The following is a 20,020-nucleotide window of genomic DNA, read 5'->3' as shown; positions in this document are numbered from 1 at the left end:
TAGTTTGAACCTTGACTACTATTAGAGTTCTAATCTAGATTCATCTTCACTCTTAAATGTGAACCTGTTCAATAGAGCGAACTCTACGAGGTATATCCATGTCCTATGCCCTGTCGCGCCGCTTGCTGTCGAGCCTGGCCGCCGCAAGCGCCTGCATCACGCTCGTGGCCTGCGGCGCAGGCGATACGCCCAGCAGCCCTGTCCACACCGCCTACGAACTGCCGGGCGACCGGGTCTACCCGGAGGGCATCGCGGTCGACGCACGCACCGGCGACAGTTACGTCGGCTCGTACACCACCGGTGCCGTGTATCGCGCGACACCGAACGCCCGCCTCGCCGAGGTGTTCCTGCCCGCGGGCGCCAACAACCACAAAACCGCCAACGGCTTGAAAGTCGACGCGGCGGGGCGGCTATGGGTGACCGACTCCACCACCGGCGTCGCGGTGTACGACGTCGCGAGCCGCGCCCTGCTCGCCGACTTCGCCGTGCCCGGAGGCGATCCCCGCTTCGTGAACGATCTCGCCATCACCCCGGACGGCACGGCATACCTGACCGACAGCATGCGGGCAGTGGTCTATCGCGTCACTCCCGACCAACTGGCCGCCGCCAGAGCACAGGGCGGGCGCGGGGAACTGACGCCGCAGTTCGACCTGCGTTCCGTACTGCCGCCGATCGAGCCGGGCGGCTTCAGCCTCAACGGCATCGTCGCCGATCCGGCGGGCCGTTATCTGCTCACGGTCGACATGCCGCGCGGCGGCCTGTATCGCATCGCGTTGACGCCGGAAGCGAATCCGATCAGCAAGGTCACTTTGCGTGGCGGCGATCTTCGGCAGGGCGACGGACTCGAACTGCGCGAGGGCACCCTGTGGGCCGTCCACAACACGACCAACACGATCAGCCGCTGGACCGTCTCCGACGACGGCGCCACCGTGACGCTGGCACAGCAGCGCACCGACGAGGCACTGTCCATCCCGACGACCCTGGCCCGCGCCGGTGACCGGACCCTGATCGTCTCCTCCCAGTTCGACAAAGGCGGCCCGATGGGGCCCGGCCGCCCGAAGACGCCGTTCGCCGTCGTCACCCTCGACGGCATCTGACTCGCGAAAACGCCGGAAGCCGGCCCACCTCGCGGTGGACCGGCTTCCGGTTCGAACTGTGTTGCCGAGTGGCCGGACTCAGAAGTCCATGCCGCCCATGCCACCGGTCGGGTCGCCGGCGGGAGCGGCGCTCTTCTCCGGCTTGTCGGCGACAACGGCCTCCGTGGTCAGGAACAGGGCCGCGATCGACGCCGCGTTCTGCAGCGCCGAACGAGTGACCTTGACCGGGTCGGCGACGCCGGCGGCCAGCAGGTCCTCGTACTCGCCCGAGTCGGCGTTCAGGCCGTGACCCGCGGGCAGGTTCGACACCTTCTCGGCGACCACGCCGGGCTCGAGGCCCGCGTTGAACGCGATCTGCTTCAGCGGAGCCGACAGCGCGACCCGCACGATGTTCGCGCCGGTGGCCTCGTCACCGGACAGCTTCAGCTCCTCAAGCGCCGGAGCCGACTGCAGCAGAGCCACGCCACCACCGGCGACGATGCCCTCCTCGACGGCCGCCTTCGCGTTGCGAACGGCGTCCTCGATGCGGTGCTTGCGCTCCTTGAGCTCCACCTCGGTGGCCGCGCCCGCCTTGATCACCGCGACACCGCCGGCCAGCTTGGCCAGACGCTCCTGCAGCTTCTCCCGGTCGTAGTCCGAGTCGGAGTTCTCGATCTCGCTGCGGATCTGCTGGACCCGGCCCTTGATGGCCTCCGGGTCGCCCGCGCCCTCGACGATGGTGGTCTCGTCCTTGGTGACGACGACCTTGCGCGCCTGGCCGAGCAGCTCGAGGCCCGCGTTCTCCAGCGAGAGGCCGACCTCTTCGGTGATGACCTCGCCACCGGTCAGGATGCCGATGTCGGCCAGCTGCGCCTTGCGGCGATCGCCGAAGCCAGGAGCCTTGACGGCGACGGACTTGAAGGTGCCGCGGATCTTGTTCACGACCAGGGTCGACAGGGCCTCGCCCTCGACGTCCTCGGCGATGATCAGCAGCGGCTTACCGGCCTGGATGACCTTCTCCAGCAGCGGCAGCAGGTCCTTGACGGTGGACACCTTCGAGCCGACCAGCAGGATGTACGGGTCCTCCAGGACCGCTTCCTGACGCTCCGGGTCGGTGACGAAGTAGCCGGAGATGTAGCCCTTGTCGAAGCGCATACCCTCGGTGAGCTCCAGCTGGAGGCCGAAGGTGTTGCTCTCCTCGACGGTGATGACGCCTTCCTTGCCGACCTTGTCCATGGCCTCGGCGATCAGCTCACCGATGGACGCGTCGCCGGCCGAGATACCGGCGGTGGCGGCGATCTGCTCCTTGGTCTCGACCTCCTTGGCGGTGTCGAGCAGCTTGGCGGTGACGGCCTCGACGGCCTTCTCGATGCCGCGCTTCAGGCCCAGCGGGTTCGCGCCGGCCGCGACGTTGCGCAGACCCTCGCGCACCAGCGCCTGGGCGAGCACGGTCGCGGTGGTGGTGCCGTCGCCCGCGACGTCGTCGGTCTTCTTGGCGACTTCCTTGACCAGCTCGGCGCCGATCTTCTCGTACGGGTCCTCCAGCTCGATCTCCTTGGCGATGGACACACCATCGTTGGTGATCGTGGGGGCGCCCCACTTCTTCTCCAGGACAACGTTGCGACCCTTGGGGCCCAGCGTCACCTTGACCGCGTCGGCGAGGCTGTTCAAACCCCGCTCGAGGCCGCGGCGGGCCTCTTCGTCATACGCAATTGTCTTGGCCATGGCGTTGTTGAGATCCTCCATGTGGATGGCTGACACACAGGACGACCGCTGGTCGGATCGTCCCAGTTACGCTGGCCAGGTTCGGTGCCCGCGACGGACGACCGAGGGTGTCTACGGAACCCGGTCTCACCGTCCCGACCTGGCACTCACCGATAGAGAGTGCCAAAAGCATTTTTAGCACTCGAGGGTGGCGAGTGCAAGGTCCGCGCGGGTTCTAGTGGCGGTCGTCGACGCGGAACAGCAGCGCGATGATGGCGTCATTGCGGCGTTCCTCCGGCGTGCGGGGCTCGCCGTCCTCGTTGACGAGTTCGGCGTCGCGCAGCAGCAGCTCCGCCTCGACCCGCATGATGGCGCGAATGAACGGAGGGGCGACGTCGGGCGGCAGGTCGCCGTTCACCACAGTGCCGCCGTCCGGCTGGGACTCGGTGGACACATACGGAAGAGCGCGCAGTAGATCTGCGCGCCGTTCCCCCGCTACCAGGTCGGAATCCATTTCATCCGCCATTGCTATAGCTTAGCCGCCAGCGGTTCACATCTCCGGACGGACGATTCGCGCCGCCCCGGACGGTCACCGGAAGCGCAGGTCAAGGGATCACTGTGAAGTCATCCCGGAACTCACCGCCGCGCCCGCCCGCCCGCGGCGGCGTAGATTCCGAGAGGATCATGATCGACCTCAGCCCGGAAGGGGACGCGGGTGCCCGACCTGCCGTTCGATTCGCTGTACCGGCACGGCTTCGCGCGGGTGGCGGTCGCGGTCCCCCGGGTACGGGTGGCCGACCCCGCCTACAACGTGGAGCAGACCGTGGAGCTGGCCGCGCGGGCCGCGGCGGCCGGTGCCGTGCTGACGGTGTTCCCCGAGCTGGGGCTGTCCTCGTACACCGCCGACGACCTGTTCCACCAGGACGCGCTGGACGCCGCGGTCGAGGCGGCGCTGGCCCGGCTCGTCGCGGCGAGCACGGACATCGACACGGTGCTCGTGGTCGGCGCGCCGGTGCGCGCCCACCACCGGCTGTTCAACTGCGCGATCGCGATCTGCCGTGGCATCGTGCTCGGCGTCGCGCCGAAGAGCTACCTGCCGAACTATCGGGAGTTCTACGAGAAGCGTCAGTTCGCGGCGGCGCGGGAGGTCCTGGAGGATCACGTCACCGTCGCCGGGCACCGGGCGCCGTTCGGATCCGATCTGCTGTTTCGCGCGAGCAATCTGGACGACTTCGTCTTCCACCTGGAGATCTGCGAGGACGGGTGGGTTCCGTTGCCGCCCAGCGGCTTCGCCGCACTGGCCGGGGCGACCGTGCTGATCAACCTGTCCGCGAGCAATATCGTGATCGGCAAGGCCGACTACCGGCGATCGCTGTGCACTTCGCATTCGGCGCGCTATCTCGCGGCGTATCTGTACTCCGCGGCCGGGACCGGTGAGTCGACCACCGACCTCGCCTGGGATGGGCAGGCGCTGATCTGCGAGAACGGCGACCTCCTCGCGGAGGGCGAACGGTTCTGCGATCATCCCCAGCTGGTCACCGCCGACCTGGACCTGCGCCGCCTCGCCGCGGATCGTCTGCGCACCACCAGCTTCGCCGACAACGTGCACGACCACCGCGACCGGCTGGCCGCGCTGCGACGCATCGACGTGCGGCTGCCGATCCCCGAGGACCCGGTTGCTCTGGAGCGCGAGATCGAGCGCTTCCCTTACGTTCCCGCCGACCCGGCCCGGCGCAACGAGCGCTGCGCCGAGGTGTACCACATCCAGGTCGAGGGCCTGAGCACGCGATTGCGCGCCACCGGCACACAGCGCGTGGTGATCGGGGTGTCCGGCGGCTTGGACTCCACCCAGGCGCTGATCGTCGCCGCCAAGACGATGGACCGGCTCGGCCTGCCGCGGGCGAACGTGCTGGCCTACACCATGCCCGGTTTCGCGACCAGCACCAAGACCAAGACCGACGCGCACCGGCTGATGGCTGCCCTCGGCGTCACGGCGCGCGAGATCGATATCCGCCCCTCGGCCACCCAGATGCTGCGCGACCTCGGCCATCCGGCTGCCGACGGCGCGCCGCAGTACGACATCACCTACGAGAACGTGCAGGCGGGTGAGCGGACCTCACACCTGTTCCGCCTGGCCAATATGCACGGCGCGCTCGTGGTCGGCACCGGTGATCTCAGCGAACTGGCGCTGGGCTGGTGCACCTTCGGCGTCGGGGACCATATGGCGCACTACAGCGTCAACGCGTCGGTGCCCAAGACACTGATCAAGTATCTGATCGCCTGGGAGGTGGACACCGAGCAGCTCGGCCGCGAAGCGGGCGAGGTGCTGTCGTCGATTCTGCGCACCGAGATCTCCCCCGAGCTGATCCCGAACGCCGACTCCTCCGCGCCGGGCCAGAGTTCGCAGGCCACGGTCGGCCCGTACGAACTGCAGGACTTCCACCTCTACTATCTGTTGCGTTTCGGCTACCGGCCCAGCCGCGTCGCCTACCTGGCCAGGCATGCCTGGTCCGACGCCGCCACCGGCCGCTGGCCCGACCTGGTCCCCGACGACCAGCGCAACGCCTACGACCTCGCCACGATCAAGCACTGGCTGGGCGAGTTCCTGCTCCGCTTCGTGCAGACCAGCCAGTTCAAGCGCTCGACGCTGCCGAACGCGCCGAAGGTCGGCTCCGGCGGTTCGCTCTCGCCGCGTGGGGACTGGCGCGCGCCGAGCGACGCGTCCGCGGCGGCCTGGATGGAGGAGCTCGCCCGCAACGTGCCGGACGCCTGAGGCGTCGCAACGCTGCCTATGGTGGCTGCGTGAGTGAACAACCCGGCTGGGATGCGATCGACGACGCGTTGCGGCCGCTGTACGGCGATATCGAGCCCTTCCACTGGGCGTCCGACCACCCATGGTCTGTCGGCGGGTCCGACCCGCTCGACGGGATCAGCGCGTACCCCCGCACGGACCCGGTGCCGCACTGGCATTACATCAGCTACGGGATGACCGAGCTGCACGAGAAGGAGTGGGACGACCCGGCGGAGTCCGGCTGGGGCTTCGAATTCACCTTACGGTTGGCGCGCGGGCCCGAGGACACCGAACCACCCGCGTGGCCGACGAATTTCATGCAGAACCTGGCCCGTTACGTCTTCCAGTCCGGCAAGTGGTTCGAACCGGGACACACCATCAAGACGAACGGCCCGATCGCGGCCGACCACGCCGACTGCACCAATCACGCCGTCTGCTTCGCGACCGATCCCGAACTGGGCGCCGTGGACAGCCCGAACGGCCGCGTGCGGTTCCTGCAGATCGTCGGGCTGACCATGCCCGAATACCGTGCGGCGCAAGGCGGACGCGCACTGCCCCTGCTCGCCGAGCTGGCACCGCGACTACCCCTGTACGTCACCGACATCCACCGCGAACCGCTGGTCACCGAGCCGGAGCCGCAGGCCCGCTGGCCCCGGTGGGGTGGCGGCCTGGCCGGGCGCGGGTGATCAGGCCGTTGAGGACGTCACGGATGCGGTGACCGGCAGCCGACCGCCGGACCACGCCGGACATCGATAAGGCCACCGCGAGGGCGAGTGCGAACCGCGCACGGAACTTCCCGCCACTCATAAGGATCAGGATTTCTCGGACGTGATGGACGCCAGCAATTCGCCCAGATGCGTTTCCGCCGCGGCCTTGTCGACGCCGAGATCGCTGAGCAGACCGGCGCCGTTCTCCTGCTCGAGCAGGGCGAGCAGGATGTGCTCGGTGCCGATGTAGTTGTGCCCCAGCCGGAGTGCCTCACGGAAGGTGAGCTCGAGGACTTTCTTGGCCTCCGCGCCGAACGGCACTAGGGCGGGGACATCGCCCTCCCCCGGCGGCAGGGACGCGGAGGCGGCGGCGGAGATCACGTCGACGGCGACGCCTTGGTGCACGAGTTCGTGCACCGCGAGGCCCTGCGGTTCGGTGAGCAGCCCCAGCACCACGTGCCCGACCGAGATCTCGCGGTTGCCCGCGGCGCGAGCCGCCTCCTGCGCCGCCATCACGACCGCGCGCGCCCGTGGAGTGAAGCGCGCGAAGCCCGCGTTCGGATCCATGGCCGCCGCCGCGCCCGGCTCGGGCACTTTGGGCACGAACCGCTTCTGCGCGGCCTGTTTGGTGACGCCCATGCTGGCGCCGATGTCGGTCCACGAGGCACCGGAGCGCCTGGCTTGATCCACGAAATGGCCGATCAGGTGATCGGCCACTTCGTCGAGGTGATTCGCCACGACCACGGCATCGGACAGTTGCTCGAGCACATTGTCGGGACGGGCTTTCTTGATGCCGTCGATCAGGTCGTCGAGGCGGATGTGTGAAGTCATGCGTCAACCATAAGTTGACGATGCCTCGTCGTCAACCGTTAGTTGACGATGCCCATCAGGGTCGCGCCGACCAAGCCGCGCCGCGCACGATGCGCTCCTTGACCCACGCCGCCGTCCGCCCGGTCAGCACCATCCGGGCCGGTGCGTCGTCGGCGTGCACGGCCTGCACCACTCCGTCCCGGCGGCCCAGGCTGAGGCAATGGAGCACGTAGCGGAACCGGAGTTCGTCCGGCTCGCGACCACGCATCCGCGCGACGACGGCATCGGCCGCGTGTTTGCCTGCGGGCAGCGCCGTGGCGCACGCCATGCGCAGATCTCGCCCGCCCGGCCCCGCGATGACGGCGGCGTCGCCCGCGGCGACGATGTCCGGGTGCGACACCGAACGCAGGGTGGCGTCGGTGCGCACCCTGCCGTCGGAATCGACCGCCAGACCGGAGCGGGCGGCCAGGCCGGGCACCAGGAAACCCGTGGTCCACACTGTCGCGGCGGCCTCGACCAGCGAACCGTCGGCCAGGCGGGGCCCCTCGGACGTCACTTCGATCACCTTGGCGCCGGAGATGATCTCGACGCCGAGGCGTTCCAGCGTCCGCCTGATGTGCGCCTGCGCCCGCGCCGAAAGCCAGGCGCCGGGCTCCTCCGACCCGAGCAGCAGCACCCTGGCCCCCGGCTGCGATTCGGCGAGTTCCGCTGCCAGTTCGATGCCGGTCGCCCCGGCCCCGACGATAGCCACCGGCCCGCTGAGGGCGGACAGGTCGTGCACATCCTCCTGCGTCGCCACGGAGTACGCGTGTTCGGCGACGCCGGGGACGCTCTCGACGTCGGCGATGCTGCCGAGGGCGTAGACCAAGTCGTCGTACTCGAGGGCCGGCCCCTCATCGAGCAGCACGCGCTTGGCGACCGTGTCGATCTCCGTCGCGAGGGCGTGCACGAAATGGATTCCCTTGCTTTCCAGCGATTCCCGCAGATCCCACGCGGCGATCCGCTGTCCGGCCGCCCGCTGGTGCAGTCGCACTCGCTCGACGAACGACGCGTGGGCGTCCACCACGGTGATCCGGGCGTCGCGCGCCGTGCGAGCGAGCCTGCGGGCCGCCGCCAGCCCCGCGTACCCGGCGCCGAGGACGACGATTCGATGCTGTCCGGTCATGATGTGGCTCCTTTCGATCGGCCATCACCCTTCAGACCGGAAAGGCTCCCGATTGATGACAGACCGGCGCCGTGAAGCGCGTCACAGCGGGCGGTGACGCCGGTCCGACAGCGTGCCCACCGCATCATCCGACCCACCCGAGCCGGCGAAATAAGCCAGCTTGTCCGGGTTGATGATCAGCCGCAGCGCGGTGACCACGCCGTCGGCCGCATCGATCCCCAGCACGACCAGCGGCGCGCCGTCCACCCTCGCGACCGCGGCGGGCGCGCCGTTGACCTCTTCCACCAGCAGCTGCATCCCCGGCACCTCCCAGCGCACCAGGCCCGCGAGGTACCGAGCCACCTGGTTCGCGCCGTGGATCGGCCGCCGGGCCGCGTTGATCTTGCCGCCACCGTCGGCCGTGGCGATCACGTCGGCGGCGAGCATCTTCTCCAGCGCGGCGATGTCACCGCCGCGCGCCGCCTTCAGGAAGCGTTCGATCAGCTCGCGAGCATGGTCGGACGGAATGCCGAAGCGTGCCCGGTCTTCTCGCACGCGCTGGCCCGCCCGGCGGAAGATCTGCTGCGAGTTCGACTCGGTGACGTCGAGCATGTCGGCGATCTCGCGGTGCGCGTAGCCGAATGCCTCGCGCAGCACGAAGACGGCGCGCTCGACCGGGGTCAGCCGCTCCAGTGCGGTCAGCAGCGCGAGCGAGACCTGCTCGCGCTCTTCGACGGTCTCCAGCGGGCCGAGTTCGCCGCGCGCGGTCGGCACCGGCTCGGGCAGCCACGGCCCGACATAACTCTCCCGCCGGGCCCGTGCCGAAACCAGCCAGGTGCGGCAGAGATTCACCAGCGCGGTGGTCAACCACGCCTCAGCGGAGCGGATACCGGCTCGGTCGGCGCCGTCCCAGCGCAGATAGGTCTCCTGCACCGCGTCCTCGGCCTCACTCGCTGAGCCGAGCATCCGGTAGGCGAGCGCGAACAGGCGCGGTCGATGCCCCTCGAATTCCCGCAATCCGTCGGACTCCATCGCTGTCCCGCCTCCCCGCGTATTCAGGCCGTACCAGTCGGTGCCGCGAATTTCGCGCGCAGGTCCTGCGTTCGATGCCGCTCGGGTTTCGGGCGGACCCGACGAGTTACCCATGTGCTCACGAAATCGATTGTCACCCCGACTAGTCGGCGCCCAGCGGCGGATCCCCATTCTGACGTTGCTTCGCCCCCGGTCGGCGCAGGCGCAGACGTGCCGAGCCGCGGATCGCGGGCCGCGGGATGGCCGGACGCCGGATCGCGGGCAGCCGCCGGTTCGCCCGTCGTTGCGCACGCCGCTCGGCGGGTTTGTGCGTCCAGGTCTCCGGACGCGCTGCCACCCAGCGCTGGGAATGCCAGGCGAACGGGATATGTCCCAGGTACAGCACGACCAGCACCAGCAGCAGCACGATCGGATAGGTGACCAGCGCGGCCGCGGCCAGCGCGACCAGCACCAGGAGCCCGGCCGCGGCCTGCGGCGCCACCGACACCGACTTCATGGCCAGCGTCGGAATGGTGCTGACGCACAGCGCGGCGGCGAACACCGTCCACGCCGCGACCTCGTAGAAGCCGACCCACCAGCCGTCGCCGAACTGCACGTACAGCGCCACCGGGACCATCGCGATCAGCGCGCCCGCGGGGGCTGGCACACCGACGAAGTACTCCCGCGCCCAGTCCGGCCGGTTGTCGTCGTCCATCAGGGTGTTGAACCGGGCCAGGCGCAGCACGATGCTGACCGCGAACAGCAGCGCGACGATCCATCCCACGCTGTTGTCGCTGAGCAGGGTCACATACAGGACGAGCGCGGGAGCGACGCCGAAGGAGATGGCATCCGACAGCGAGTCCAGTTCGGCGCCCATCCTCGTGGTGGCGTCGAGCATCCTGGCCAGCCTGCCGTCGAGGGTGTCCAGCACCGCCGCCGCGCCGATCATGGCCAGCGCGATAGCGAGCTTGCCGTCGAGGCCGAACTTCACCGCGGACAGCCCGGAGCACAGCGCCAGAATGGTGACGATGCTGGGCAGCAGCCGGATGGACCGCCGCCTGCGCCGCTGGGTGGGTACCGCCGCTTCCATCACGCGTCGGCGGGTGAGCCGAGCACGGCGAGCACGGTCTCGCCGCCGATAGTGCGCTGGCCGGGCTGCACGAGTAGTTCGGTGCCCGCCGGGAAATAGGTGTCGACCCGCGAGCCGAAGCGGATCAGGCCATAGGTGTCCGCGATGGTCAGCACGTCGCCGACCTGGGCGTCGCAGACGATCCGGCGCGCGAGCAGCCCGGCGATCTGCACCACCACGACCTGGCTGCCCTCCGGCGTCTCCAGCACCATGCTGTTGCGCTCGTTCACCGAACTCGCCTCGGGTAGGTCCGCGGACCGGAACTGGCCGGGCTGGTGCAGCACCGTGCGCACGACGCCGGAGACGGGCGTGCGCTGCACGTGGACGTCCAGCACGGACAAGAAGATGCTCACCCGCGGCAGCGGCGCGTCACCGAGACCCAGCTCGGCCGGGGGAGCGGCGGTATCGACCAACGCGATCTCGCCGTCGGCGGGGGCGACCACGACACCCGGCCGGTTCGGCGGCACCCGATGCGGGTGACGGAAGAAGGTCGCGCAGGCCGCTGCGGCGAACAAGCCCGTGCGCCGCACCCACTTGCGCTTGCCGCCTACGACGGCAACCGCGAGAGGTGCGGCGACGAACGGGAGCCCGGCGGGATGCAACGGCGGGATCGCGTTGCGGACCAGGTCGACGACGTGGCCGACTCCGGTTTGTTCAGGCGTGCCGGGCGGGGTGGGACGGCGGGCCACAGGCTCCTCTTTCGTGCTCGATGCAAACGGTTTGCGCCTACTCGACGATAGGACGGGCGCAAGCGTCACACCTTACGGGAAAGGAGCCTGTGGCACGCGGGTCACGACCTGACCCGGGACCCCATGACCAGCCGAACCAGGAACAGCAGGATGACCGCGCCACCGAGGCAGGTGAAGAAGCTGAACCAGAGGCCGCCGCCCTCGACGTCGACTCCGAGCAACTTCAGCAGGAAGCCACCGAGCAGACCGCCGATTATGCCGACGACGATATTGAGCAGAATGCCCTGCTGGGCGTCCGTCTTCATGAACTTGCTGGCGATCCATCCGGCAAGACCGCCGATGATGATCCAGCCGATAATCCCGAGACCGAGCATGGTGTCCTCGCATCCTAGTAGGGCCACGCCTCGTACAGCAGTGGCGTGCGAGGACGAGATACCCACCGATTGTCGGAATACGCGCGGCAAATGAGCGACTTTCAAGCTAATATGAGGAAGCCTCATGTCTATCCCGCTGATGGGCAGTGGCTGATGAGGGACCGATTTCGATGCTTCGGGGAACCCCCGGCGGCGCCGCCGCAGGTACATAGGAGACGCAGATGGCTGCTCGAATCGCCCAGACCACCGGGGCAGAGCACACGGCGATCCTCGGGCTCGGCGTTTACCGCCCTGCTCGAGTGGTCACCAACGACGAGGTGGCGGGTCCGATCAACTCGAGCGACGAGTGGATCCGGACCAGGTCGGGCATCAAGACCCGGCGGTTCGCCGACGAATCGGAGACGATTCAGAGCATGAGCGTCGCGGCCGCGCGCGGCGCGCTGGAATCGTCGGGCATCGCGGTGGACCAAGTCGATTGCGTGATAGTTGCTACATCCACCCATCTCTTGCTGACACCGGCCGCTGCCCCGCGCATCGCCACCGAACTCGGCATGAACGGCGCCGCCGCCTTCGACGTCTCGGCAGGCTGCGCGGGCTTCTGCCACTCGATCGCGCTGGCATCGGACCTGGTACGGGCAGGTACCTCCGCCCATGTCCTGGTGATCGGCGTGGAGAAACTGACGAACACGGTCGATCCGACCGATCGCTCCACCGCCTTCCTCTTCGCCGACGGCGCGGGCGCGGTGATCGTCGGCCCCTCCGACGAGCCGGGCATCGGCCCCACCGTCTGGGGCTCGGACGGCACCCAGCACCACGCCATCCGGCAGGACAAGGACTGGATGGAGTACTTCCACGAGATCGACGAGAAGGGCCTGGACGCGGTGCGGCCCTACCTGGCCATGGAGGGCACCGCGGTGTTCCGCTGGGCCGCGCACTCGCTGGAGAAGGTGTGCCGCGACGCCATCGACCGCGCCGGCCTGTCCCCCGAGGACCTGGACGCGATGATCCCGCACCAGGCCAACGGCCGGATCATCGAGATCATGGCCCGGGTGCTGAAGCTGCCGGAGCACTGCGCGCTGGCCAACGACATCGAGGATGCGGGCAACACCTCGGCCGCCTCGATCCCGCTGGCCATGGAGGCACTGCTGCGCCAGGGCGAGTCGAAGCCGGGTGACACGGCGCTGCTCATCGCGTTCGGCGCGGGCCTGTCCTACGCGGCTCAGGTCGTGAACTTGCCCCAGTGGAAGTGAGCCGCTGCTCGCGAGCACTCGCCGCGGTGCTGATCACGACTGCCCGTGACACCGCCGCGGCGAGCGCCGCGTAACGCGTGGCCTGCCCTCAGGCGCCGGCCTCGACCGCCGACTTGATCTTGCCCAGCGTCTCGTTCATGCCGCGCACCAGCACTTCCTCGAAGGAAGCCTCGCCACCGAGCGCGGCCTCGATCGCCTTGCGCGAGAACCACGTGGTGCCGTTGGGCACGTCCCGCCGCTCGATCAGGCGAGTGCCGGACTCGGTCGGTTCCAGGGTGTAGCTCCACACCGTCCGGTTCTCGGTGACCCGGAAGGCGAAGGCACGGTGAGGCTCGAATCGCACGATCCGCGAGGTGGTCGGCCAGAACTTCTTGCCGTCGCGATTGAAGTTGAGCGTCCAGGCGCCCGCCTTCGGCGAGCCGAGCGTCATCATGCGCACGCACTGCGGGCTGAACTCCGGCATCCGCTTCAGATCGGACACCACCGCCCACACCCGCTCCGGGGGTGCGGAGATGTCGATGCTGGCTTCGAGGTTTTCGGGCAACGCTGCCTCCGGGATACGAGCGACGGACCGACGGCCATCCGTCCGACCGCGGTGGGACTGGTCGCGCACATTTTAAACGGGCGGACAGTTGCGTCACATTTCCGCTACTCATGCCCCGTCCGCTGTAATGAACAGCGCACAATCGCAGATACACGAAGCACAGACACTGCCTCCAACATTTCGGCGTACCAACGTGAGGTGATCGGCCGTGAGACTGCGCTCCCTGCTGCATCGGCAACCGGCGGAACAGGTTCCGCTGCTTCCCGCTGTCGAACCCGAAGACGGGCGAAGAGCACGCGGCACCTCGGCCTCCCCGCGTAGCGTTCGCGCGGCCGCCGGAGAGGAACGCTTGGAGCGTCTGCTCACGCCGAGTGAACTCGATCTCGTCTTGCGTCATCGGCTCTGAGCCCTGCGCGAACGCCCACGACAGACCGGGCCGAGAGGCTCCATACTCGTCAGGTGACTTCACCCGCTGCTACGAAACCGGCCATCCTGAGCGTCGACGACGACCCGGGGGTTTCCCGGGCGGTCGTCCGCGACCTGCGCCGCCGCTACGGCGCCGATTACCGGATTCTGCGCGCGGAATCGGGGGCCCAGGCGCTCGACGCGCTGCGCGAGATGAAGCTGCGCGGGCAACCCGTCGCGGTGCTGATCGCCGACTACCGGATGCCGGGCATGGACGGCATCGAATTCTTGGAGCGGGCGATGGACCTGCACCCGTACGCGCGCCGCGTGCTGCTGACCGCCTATGCCGACACCAACGCCGCGATCGACGCGATCAACGTCGTCGACCTCGATCATTACCTGCTCAAGCCGTGGGATCCGCCGGAGGAGAAGCTCTACCCGGTGCTGGACGGCCTGCTGGACGCCTGGCGCAGCAGCGAGCACCGGCCCGTCACCGAGACCAAGGTGGTCGGCAATCGCTGGTCGCCGCGGTCGTCGCAGGTCCGGGAATTCCTCGCTCGCAACCAACTGCCCTACCGGTGGTACCTGGCCGACGAGCCCGAGGGCGCGCGACTGCTGGAAGCGGCGGGGGCCGACCCCGAGCGCTGTCCGGTGGTGATCACCTCGGCGGGCGAGGCGCTCGTGCAACCCTCCGACAGCGAACTGGCCCAGAACGTGGGTCTGACCGTCGATCCGGCGGGCGAGTTCTACGACCTGATCGTGGTCGGCGGCGGTCCCGCCGGTCTCGGCGCGGCGGTCTACGGCGCGTCCGAGGGTCTGCGCACCGTGCTCGTGGAGCGGACCGCCACCGGCGGGCAGGCGGGGCAGAGTTCGCGCATCGAGAACTATCTGGGTTTCCCCGACGGCCTGTCCGGCGCGCAACTGGCCGACCGGGCCCGGCGGCAGGCGGCGAAGTTCGGCGCCGAGGTGATCACCACGCGCGAGGTGGTCGGGCTGGAGGTGAACGGGTCCGCGCGCACCGTGCGGTTCGCCGACGGCGGGCGCCTGTGCGCGCACACCGTGATCATCGCGACCGGTGTCGACTACCGCCGCCACCCGGCGTCGGGCGTCGACGATTTCACCGGGCGCGGCGTCTACTACGGATCGGCGATGACCGAGGCGTCCGAGTGCGCCGATCACGAGGTCTACATCGTGGGCGGCGCGAACTCCGCGGGCCAGGCCGCGGTGTTCCTGTCCCGCAACGCGCGCACCGTGCACCTGGTGGTCCGGGCGGATTCACTGGAACAGTCCATGTCGCACTATCTCGTCCAGCAGATCGCGCAGATCGCGAACATCGAGGTGCACACCGACACCGAAGTGATCGCCGCCGACGGTACCGAACATCTGCAGCAGATCGTGCTGCGCAACAACAAGACCGGCGCCGAGGAGAAAGCCGACGCGGAACGGCTGTTCCTGTTCATCGGCGCCGCGCCGCAGACCGATTGGCTCGACGGCGTGATCCTCCGCGACAGCGCCGGGTACGTGCTGGCCGGGCCGGACCTGATGGTGGACGGCGCACGCCCCGCGGGCTGGGAACTATCCCGGCCACCGCATCATCTCGAGACGAGCGTGCCCGGCGTCTTCGTGGCGGGCGACGTGCACGCCGAATCGGCCAAGCGCGTCGCCTCCGCCGTCGGCGAAGGCGCCATGGCCGTCATGCTCGTGCACCGCTATCTCGCGTAACCAGGAGGCCGCAGATGACTTCGAACCAGACCGCCGACCGCAGCAGCCGGTCGGTGTGCGACCCCGCCGAGCTGCGCGGCTTGTTCCTGTTCGAGAAGCTGACCGACGAGCAGCTGGAATGGCTGTGCGCCGATGGGCGGATCGAGACCATCGAACCGGGCCTCGTTTTCCGCGAAGGCGAGCCGGCCACCTGCCTGTACGTGCTGATGGACGGCGAGCTGGTGCTCACCAAGCAGTCCGGCGGCGCGGAGATCGAGCTGGTCCGCACCGAGCACCGCGGTTCCTACGCGGGTGCCTGGACGTCCTACATCGGCGAAAAGGTGGAACAGACCTACAGCGGGACCATGCAGGTGACGCGACCGTCGCGGTTCTACGTGCTGGACGCCGAGGTTTTCTCCCGGATGATGCACGAGTGGTTCCCGATGGCCGTGCACCTGCTCGAGGGCGTGTTCTTCGGCAACCGCAACACCAACGCGCGCATCGGCGAGCGGGAACGGCTGCTGGCGCTCGGTTCGCTGTCGGCGGGCCTGACCCACGAGCTGAACAACCCGGCCGCCGCCGCGGTGCGCGCGACCTCGGGCCTGCGCGAGCGGGTCGCGGGCATGCGGCACAAGCTGGCGATGATGGCCGACGGCAAGTTCGATCCATCCTCCCTGGGCGCCTTGGTGCGCCTGCAGGAGGAGGCGGCGGCCCAAGTCGCGAAGGCGCCGGAACTCACGCCGATGGAGGCCGCCGACCGCGAGGACCTGCTCGGCGAATGGCTCGAGGAGCACGGGATCGCCGACGGCTGGAACCTCGCGCCGAACTTCGTGCAGGCCGGATTCGACACCGACTGGCTGGAGCGGGTGGCCGCCACCCTGGAGGGCTCTCCGGAGCAGGTGTTCCAAGGGGCGATCCGCTGGCTGAACTACACCATCGAGACCGAGCTGCTGATGAACGAGATCGCCGACTCGACGACGCGCATCTCCTCGCTGGTCGGCGCCGCGAAACAGTATTCGCAAATGGACCGGGCGCCGTTCCAGGTGGTCGACATCCACGACTTGCTGGACAGCACGCTGGTGATGCTCAGCCGCAAGCTCGGCGACGGCGTGCGCGTGGTCAAGGAGTATGACCGGGCACTGCCGCAGGTGCCGTGCTACGCCGCCGAACTCAACCAGGTGTGGACCAACCTGATCGACAACGCCGTGTACGCGATGAACGGCGACGGTACGCTGACCATCCGCACCAGGCACGAGAACGACTGCGCGGTCGTGGAGATCGGCGACACCGGATCGGGCATCGCGCCGGAGGCCCGCAACCGGATCTTCGAACCGTTCTTCACCACCAAGCCCATGGGCGAGGGCACCGGCCTCGGGCTGGACATCTCGTTTCGCATCGTGGTCAACAAGCACAACGGCGACATCCGGGTGGACTCCGAGCCGGGCGACACCAGATTCACCGTCTGGCTGCCGCTGAGCCGTCCCGAACAAGAGCCTGTCCCCGCAACCGACACGGAAGGGCAGTCATGACCGAGCAATTCGCGGGCATCGACCCCGCGGCACCCCCCAGCGGCCCTGGTTGCCAGGAGTGCGAGCAGACCTCCGGCTGGTGGGTGCATCTGCGCCGCTGCGCCCAGTGCGGGCACATCGGGTGCTGTGACACCTCGCCCGCACAGCACGCCTCCGCGCACGCCGAGAGCACCGGCCACCCGTTCATCCAGAGTTTCGAGCCGGGCGAGGACTGGTTCTACAACTTCGCGACCGAACAGATGTACAGCGGCGGACCGGAATTGGCGCCACCGCGCAGTCACCCGGCGGATCAGGGCGTGCCGGGCCCGCGCGGACGGGTTCCCGCGGATTGGCAGGCACACCTCCACTGACCTCGCCGCAACCGGTACGCTGCTGCGAACGCCGGGGCCTCCGGCGCCACGATCCACCCGGGAAAGCACGGTATGAAACGAACTTCCGCCATCGTCCTGATCGCCGGGACGGTGGGTTTCCTGCTGGCAGGCTGCGGCGGAGGGGACGAATCCACCGACGCGAACGGATTGCGCAAGGGCGCCGCGAGCACGTCCACGTCCGCCTCGGCCACGCGCACCACGACCGCTCCCGGCACCACGACACCGAGCGCCCCGCCGGATACCGACGCACCGGTCACGACGAAGCAGCGCGACTCCTCGCTCGGTCCCGCGTCCAGCACCACCTGCGGTGAGTTCCGCCGACTCGACACCGACCAGGAGAAAGCGCTGATCGAGCAGATCCTGGCGGAAAACCCCGGCGGCCCGTTCGACGGCAGCCCGAACGTCGCGCTCGGCACCGCCAAGTTGGTCTGCCTGGCACCCAGCGTCGCCGACTCCTCGGTCGCGGTCGCGGCCGGGATCGTGAAGAAGTAACCGGCAGACGAACCGTGACCGATCGCGGGCCACGCGGCAGAATGGCACAGTGGCAGAACTGGCACTCACCGCCCGCCTGAATCCCTCGGCCGCCGACGCCCGGCGGGGGGTGGTCCGGCTACATCCGGAGGCGCTGGCCGCGCTGGGGTTGCGCGAGTGGGACGGAATCTTGCTGGTCGGCTCCCGGCGCACGGCCGCGGTGGTCGGCGTCGCCCGCCAGGGAACACCCGCCGGAGTCGCCCTGCTCGACGACGTCACGCTGTCCAACGCAGGGCTGCGCGAGGATGCGACCGTGGTGGTCTCCCCCGCGACCGTCTACGGCGCGAAACAGATCACGGTGAGCGGCTCGGTGCACGCCACCCGCACGATTCCGGCCGCGACACTGCGGCAGGCGCTGCTCGGGAAGGTCGTCACGGTCGGTGACGCGGTCTCCCTGTTGCCGCGCGACCTCGGCCCCGACATCAGCTCCGTGGCGGCCACCCAAGCGCTGTCGCGTACCTTCGGCATCGCCTGGACCACGGAGTTGCTCACCGTCACCGCCACCGATCCGCGCGGTCCGGTCAGCGTTCAGCCGAATACCGCGGTGACCTGGGGTGCCGGTGCGATCGCCGGATGGGACGCCCCGGCTTCGGCCGGAACCCCGCTCCCGGTGGACGAGGCATCCCGCGGCGTGGGTGAAGTGGTCGCTCCCGGTGCGGTGGCGGCAGGCGACGGCACACCGAGCATCTCGGTCGAAGACCTGGCGGGCGCGCGCACCCAAGCCGCGAAGCTCGACGAGTGGCTCAGCCTCGCCTTGGACGAGCCCGAGCTGTTGCGCACGCTGGGCGCACGACCGCACCTCGGCGTGCTGATCACCGGCCCGGCCGGCGTCGGCAAGACCACACTGGCCCGTGCGGTCGCGGCGCCGCGGCGCATCGTCGAACTGGACGGCCCCACCATCGGCGCGGCCGAGAGCGGCGCGCGGCTGCGCGAGGTCGCCGAGGCGGTGGCCGACATCGGCTGCGGCAAGGGCGGCGTCCTGCTGATCACCGACATCGACGCGCTGCTGCCCGCCGACGCCGAGCCGGTCGCCACGCTCATCCTGGACCAGTTGCGCGCCGCGATCGCCGAACCCTGCGTCGCGTTCCTCGCGACCACGGCCCACCCCGCCGGAATCGACCCGCGACTGCGAGCACCGGACCTGTGCGACCGCGAACTCGCGCTGCCGCTGCCCAACGCCGCCGTACGCAAGGCGCTGCTGGAGCATCTGCTGCGCCGGGTGCCGACCGCGGAACTGAAGCTCGACGAGATCGCGGCGCGTACACCCGGATTCGTGGTCTCGGATCTGGCGGCGCTGTGCCGGGAGGCGGCGCTGCGCGCGGCGTCGCGGGCCAGGGAGCACGGCAATCCACAGCTCACCCAACCCGACCTGCTCGGCGCGCTGGAGGTCATCCGGCCGCTGTCGCGCTCGGGTATGGAGGAACTCGCCATCGGCAGCCTGCACCTCGACGATGTCGGCGACATGGTGGAAACCAAGCAGGCGCTCACCGAGGCGGTGCTGTGGCCGCTGCGGCACCCCGACTCCTTCGCCCGCCTCGGCATCGAGCCACCGCGCGGGGTGCTGCTCTACGGTCCGCCCGGCTGCGGCAAGACCTTCCTGGTGCGCGCACTGGCCGGCACCGGTCAGCTCAGCGTGCACGCGGTCAAGGGTGCCGAACTGCTGGACCGGTGGGTCGGCTCGTCGGAGCGCGCGGTGCGCGAATTGTTCCAACGCGCGCGCGATTCCGCGCCGTCGCTGATCTTCCTGGACGAAGTGGACGCGCTGGCCCCGCGCCGCGGGCAGAGTACCGATTCGGGCGTCGGCGACCGGGTGGTCGCGGCGCTGCTGACCGAACTCGACGGCGTGGAACCGCTGCGCGACGTGGTGGTGGTGGGCGCGACCAACCGGCCGGAGCTGATCGATCCGGCGCTGCTGCGCCCCGGCAGGCTCGAACGGCTGGTCTTCGTACCGCCGCCGGACGCCGACGCCCGGCGGGAGATCCTGCGCACCGCGGGCCGCGCGGTGCCGCTGGCCGCCGACGTCGACCTCGACGCGCTCGCGCGGGAACTGGAAGGTTACTCCGCCGCCGACTGCGCGGCGCTGCTGCGCGAGTCCGCGCTCACGGCGATGCGCCGGGACGTGCACGCCGCCGATGTCACCGGCGCCGACGTGCTGGCCGCCCAGACGGTGGTGCGGCCCTCACTGGACCCGTCGCAGATCGACACGTTGCGCCGGTACGCGGACAGCCGAGGGTAGGCAGCGAGCAGATAGCGC

19 protein-coding genes are annotated in these 20,020 nt (G+C 69.3%); 10 read left to right on the top strand and 9 right to left on the bottom strand.

Going from position 1 to position 20,020, the window contains the following annotated elements:
* Positions 1-98: 98 nt before the first annotated feature.
* Complete coding sequence (locus ACFU5M_RS18405) at positions 99-1,097, top strand: SMP-30/gluconolactonase/LRE family protein (protein WP_379050445.1); 999 nt, start codon at positions 99-101, stop codon at positions 1,095-1,097.
* Positions 1,098-1,175: 78 nt separating this feature from the next.
* On the opposite strand, the gene groL is transcribed toward ACFU5M_RS18405, so the two are convergent.
* Both groL and ACFU5M_RS18395 read right to left on the bottom strand, forming a co-directional pair.
* Positions 1,176-2,801, bottom strand: coding sequence for a chaperonin GroEL (gene groL / locus ACFU5M_RS18400; RefSeq protein WP_379050443.1), 1,626 nt, complete (start codon positions 2,799-2,801; stop codon positions 1,176-1,178).
* 214 nt (positions 2,802-3,015) lie between these two features.
* The gene (locus ACFU5M_RS18395) at positions 3,016-3,306 is read right to left on the bottom strand and encodes a hypothetical protein (protein WP_379050442.1); all 291 of its coding nucleotides are present in this window, start codon (positions 3,304-3,306) and stop codon (positions 3,016-3,018) included.
* Positions 3,307-3,495: 189 nt separating this feature from the next.
* Here ACFU5M_RS18395 and ACFU5M_RS18390 point away from each other — a divergent pair, with 189 nt between their 5' ends.
* Together ACFU5M_RS18390 and ACFU5M_RS18385 are read left to right on the top strand one after the other, a co-directional pair.
* Positions 3,496-5,553: an NAD(+) synthase gene (locus tag ACFU5M_RS18390; RefSeq protein ID WP_379050439.1), complete on the top strand. Its 2,058-nt coding sequence runs from the start codon at positions 3,496-3,498 to the stop codon at positions 5,551-5,553.
* 29 nt (positions 5,554-5,582) lie between these two features.
* Positions 5,583-6,257: a suppressor of fused domain protein gene (locus ACFU5M_RS18385; protein ID WP_379050437.1), complete on the top strand. Its 675-nt coding sequence runs from the start codon at positions 5,583-5,585 to the stop codon at positions 6,255-6,257.
* Positions 6,258-6,383: 126 nt separating this feature from the next.
* Here the strand turns inward: ACFU5M_RS18385 and ACFU5M_RS18380 are convergent, their stop codons facing one another.
* From ACFU5M_RS18380 to ACFU5M_RS18355, 6 genes are all read right to left on the bottom strand, one after another.
* On the bottom strand, positions 6,384-7,109 hold the full coding sequence (locus ACFU5M_RS18380) for a Clp protease N-terminal domain-containing protein (protein WP_379050435.1): 726 nt from the start codon (positions 7,107-7,109) through the stop codon (positions 6,384-6,386).
* A gap of 55 nt (positions 7,110-7,164) precedes the next feature.
* Positions 7,165-8,253: an NAD(P)/FAD-dependent oxidoreductase gene (locus ACFU5M_RS18375; RefSeq protein WP_379050432.1), complete on the bottom strand. Its 1,089-nt coding sequence runs from the start codon at positions 8,251-8,253 to the stop codon at positions 7,165-7,167.
* 81 nt (positions 8,254-8,334) lie between these two features.
* Positions 8,335-9,264, bottom strand: a complete 930-nt coding sequence (locus ACFU5M_RS18370; RefSeq protein WP_379050429.1) for an RNA polymerase sigma-70 factor — start codon at positions 9,262-9,264, stop codon at positions 8,335-8,337.
* Positions 9,265-9,406: 142 nt separating this feature from the next.
* Complete coding sequence (locus tag ACFU5M_RS18365) at positions 9,407-10,333, bottom strand: CDP-alcohol phosphatidyltransferase family protein (RefSeq protein WP_379050495.1); 927 nt, start codon at positions 10,331-10,333, stop codon at positions 9,407-9,409.
* Positions 10,333-11,061 (bottom strand): phosphatidylserine decarboxylase, encoded by a 729-nt coding sequence (locus ACFU5M_RS18360; RefSeq protein WP_379050427.1) that lies wholly within the window; start codon positions 11,059-11,061, stop codon positions 10,333-10,335. The genes ACFU5M_RS18365 and ACFU5M_RS18360 overlap by 1 nt, the downstream gene beginning before the upstream one ends.
* 101 nt (positions 11,062-11,162) lie before the next feature.
* Positions 11,163-11,435 carry a GlsB/YeaQ/YmgE family stress response membrane protein gene (locus ACFU5M_RS18355; RefSeq protein WP_379050493.1) on the bottom strand — a complete coding sequence of 91 codons (273 nt, stop codon included), beginning with the start codon at positions 11,433-11,435 and terminating at the stop codon, positions 11,163-11,165.
* A gap of 221 nt (positions 11,436-11,656) precedes the next feature.
* Here ACFU5M_RS18355 and ACFU5M_RS18350 point away from each other — a divergent pair, with 221 nt between their 5' ends.
* A complete protein-coding gene (locus ACFU5M_RS18350) occupies positions 11,657-12,685 on the top strand; it encodes a beta-ketoacyl-ACP synthase III (protein ID WP_379050424.1) in 1,029 nt (342 codons plus the stop codon).
* An 88-nt stretch (positions 12,686-12,773) separates the two neighbouring features.
* Here ACFU5M_RS18350 and ACFU5M_RS18345 read toward each other — a convergent pair whose 3' ends face one another.
* Positions 12,774-13,229: an SRPBCC family protein gene (locus tag ACFU5M_RS18345; protein WP_379050421.1), complete on the bottom strand. Its 456-nt coding sequence runs from the start codon at positions 13,227-13,229 to the stop codon at positions 12,774-12,776.
* A gap of 208 nt (positions 13,230-13,437) precedes the next feature.
* Here ACFU5M_RS18345 and ACFU5M_RS18340 point away from each other — a divergent pair, with 208 nt between their 5' ends.
* From ACFU5M_RS18340 to ACFU5M_RS18315, 6 genes are all read left to right on the top strand, one after another.
* Positions 13,438-13,635 (top strand): hypothetical protein, encoded by a 198-nt coding sequence (locus ACFU5M_RS18340; RefSeq protein WP_379050418.1) that lies wholly within the window; start codon positions 13,438-13,440, stop codon positions 13,633-13,635.
* Positions 13,636-13,688: 53 nt separating this feature from the next.
* Positions 13,689-15,356, top strand: a complete 1,668-nt coding sequence (locus tag ACFU5M_RS18335) for an FAD-dependent oxidoreductase (protein WP_379050415.1) — start codon at positions 13,689-13,691, stop codon at positions 15,354-15,356.
* Between the two features lie 14 nt (positions 15,357-15,370).
* Positions 15,371-16,864, top strand: a complete 1,494-nt coding sequence (locus tag ACFU5M_RS18330; protein WP_379050412.1) for an ATP-binding protein — start codon at positions 15,371-15,373, stop codon at positions 16,862-16,864.
* Positions 16,861-17,214, top strand: coding sequence for a UBP-type zinc finger domain-containing protein (locus ACFU5M_RS18325; RefSeq protein ID WP_379050410.1), 354 nt, complete (start codon positions 16,861-16,863; stop codon positions 17,212-17,214). The genes ACFU5M_RS18330 and ACFU5M_RS18325 overlap by 4 nt, the downstream gene beginning before the upstream one ends.
* 72 nt (positions 17,215-17,286) lie before the next feature.
* The gene (locus ACFU5M_RS18320) at positions 17,287-17,727 is read left to right on the top strand and encodes a hypothetical protein (protein ID WP_379050408.1); all 441 of its coding nucleotides are present in this window, start codon (positions 17,287-17,289) and stop codon (positions 17,725-17,727) included.
* Positions 17,728-17,776: 49 nt separating this feature from the next.
* Positions 17,777-20,002, top strand: coding sequence for an AAA family ATPase (locus ACFU5M_RS18315; RefSeq protein ID WP_379050406.1), 2,226 nt, complete (start codon positions 17,777-17,779; stop codon positions 20,000-20,002).
* Positions 20,003-20,020 lie beyond the last annotated feature (18 nt).

It is taken from the genome of Nocardia sp. NPDC057455, from assembly GCF_042802775.1.
GTDB lineage: Bacteria > Actinomycetota > Actinomycetes > Mycobacteriales > Mycobacteriaceae > Nocardia.
Note: the sequence above shows the minus strand (reverse complement) of the source record. Positions and strands in the feature narration are given on the sequence as shown.

Excerpts from the sequence above, each read along its gene's own strand:
- ACFU5M_RS18405 (WP_379050445.1), top strand. The coding sequence starts at position 99 with ATGTCCTATGCCCTGTCGCGCCGCTTGCTGTCGAGCCTGGCCGCCGCA.
- groL (WP_379050443.1), bottom strand. The coding sequence starts at position 2,801 with ATGGCCAAGACAATTGCGTATGACGAAGAGGCCCGCCGCGGCCTCGAG.
- ACFU5M_RS18395 (WP_379050442.1), bottom strand. The coding sequence starts at position 3,306 with ATGGCGGATGAAATGGATTCCGACCTGGTAGCGGGGGAACGGCGCGCA.
- ACFU5M_RS18380 (WP_379050435.1), bottom strand. The coding sequence starts at position 7,109 with ATGACTTCACACATCCGCCTCGACGACCTGATCGACGGCATCAAGAAA.
- ACFU5M_RS18375 (WP_379050432.1), bottom strand. The coding sequence starts at position 8,253 with ATGACCGGACAGCATCGAATCGTCGTCCTCGGCGCCGGGTACGCGGGG.
- ACFU5M_RS18370 (WP_379050429.1), bottom strand. The coding sequence starts at position 9,264 with ATGGAGTCCGACGGATTGCGGGAATTCGAGGGGCATCGACCGCGCCTG.
- ACFU5M_RS18365 (WP_379050495.1), bottom strand. The coding sequence starts at position 10,333 with ATGGAAGCGGCGGTACCCACCCAGCGGCGCAGGCGGCGGTCCATCCGG.
- ACFU5M_RS18355 (WP_379050493.1), bottom strand. The coding sequence starts at position 11,435 with ATGCTCGGTCTCGGGATTATCGGCTGGATCATCATCGGCGGTCTTGCC.
- ACFU5M_RS18350 (WP_379050424.1), top strand. The coding sequence starts at position 11,657 with ATGGCTGCTCGAATCGCCCAGACCACCGGGGCAGAGCACACGGCGATC.
- ACFU5M_RS18330 (WP_379050412.1), top strand. The coding sequence starts at position 15,371 with ATGACTTCGAACCAGACCGCCGACCGCAGCAGCCGGTCGGTGTGCGAC.
- ACFU5M_RS18325 (WP_379050410.1), top strand. The coding sequence starts at position 16,861 with ATGACCGAGCAATTCGCGGGCATCGACCCCGCGGCACCCCCCAGCGGC.
- ACFU5M_RS18320 (WP_379050408.1), top strand. The coding sequence starts at position 17,287 with ATGAAACGAACTTCCGCCATCGTCCTGATCGCCGGGACGGTGGGTTTC.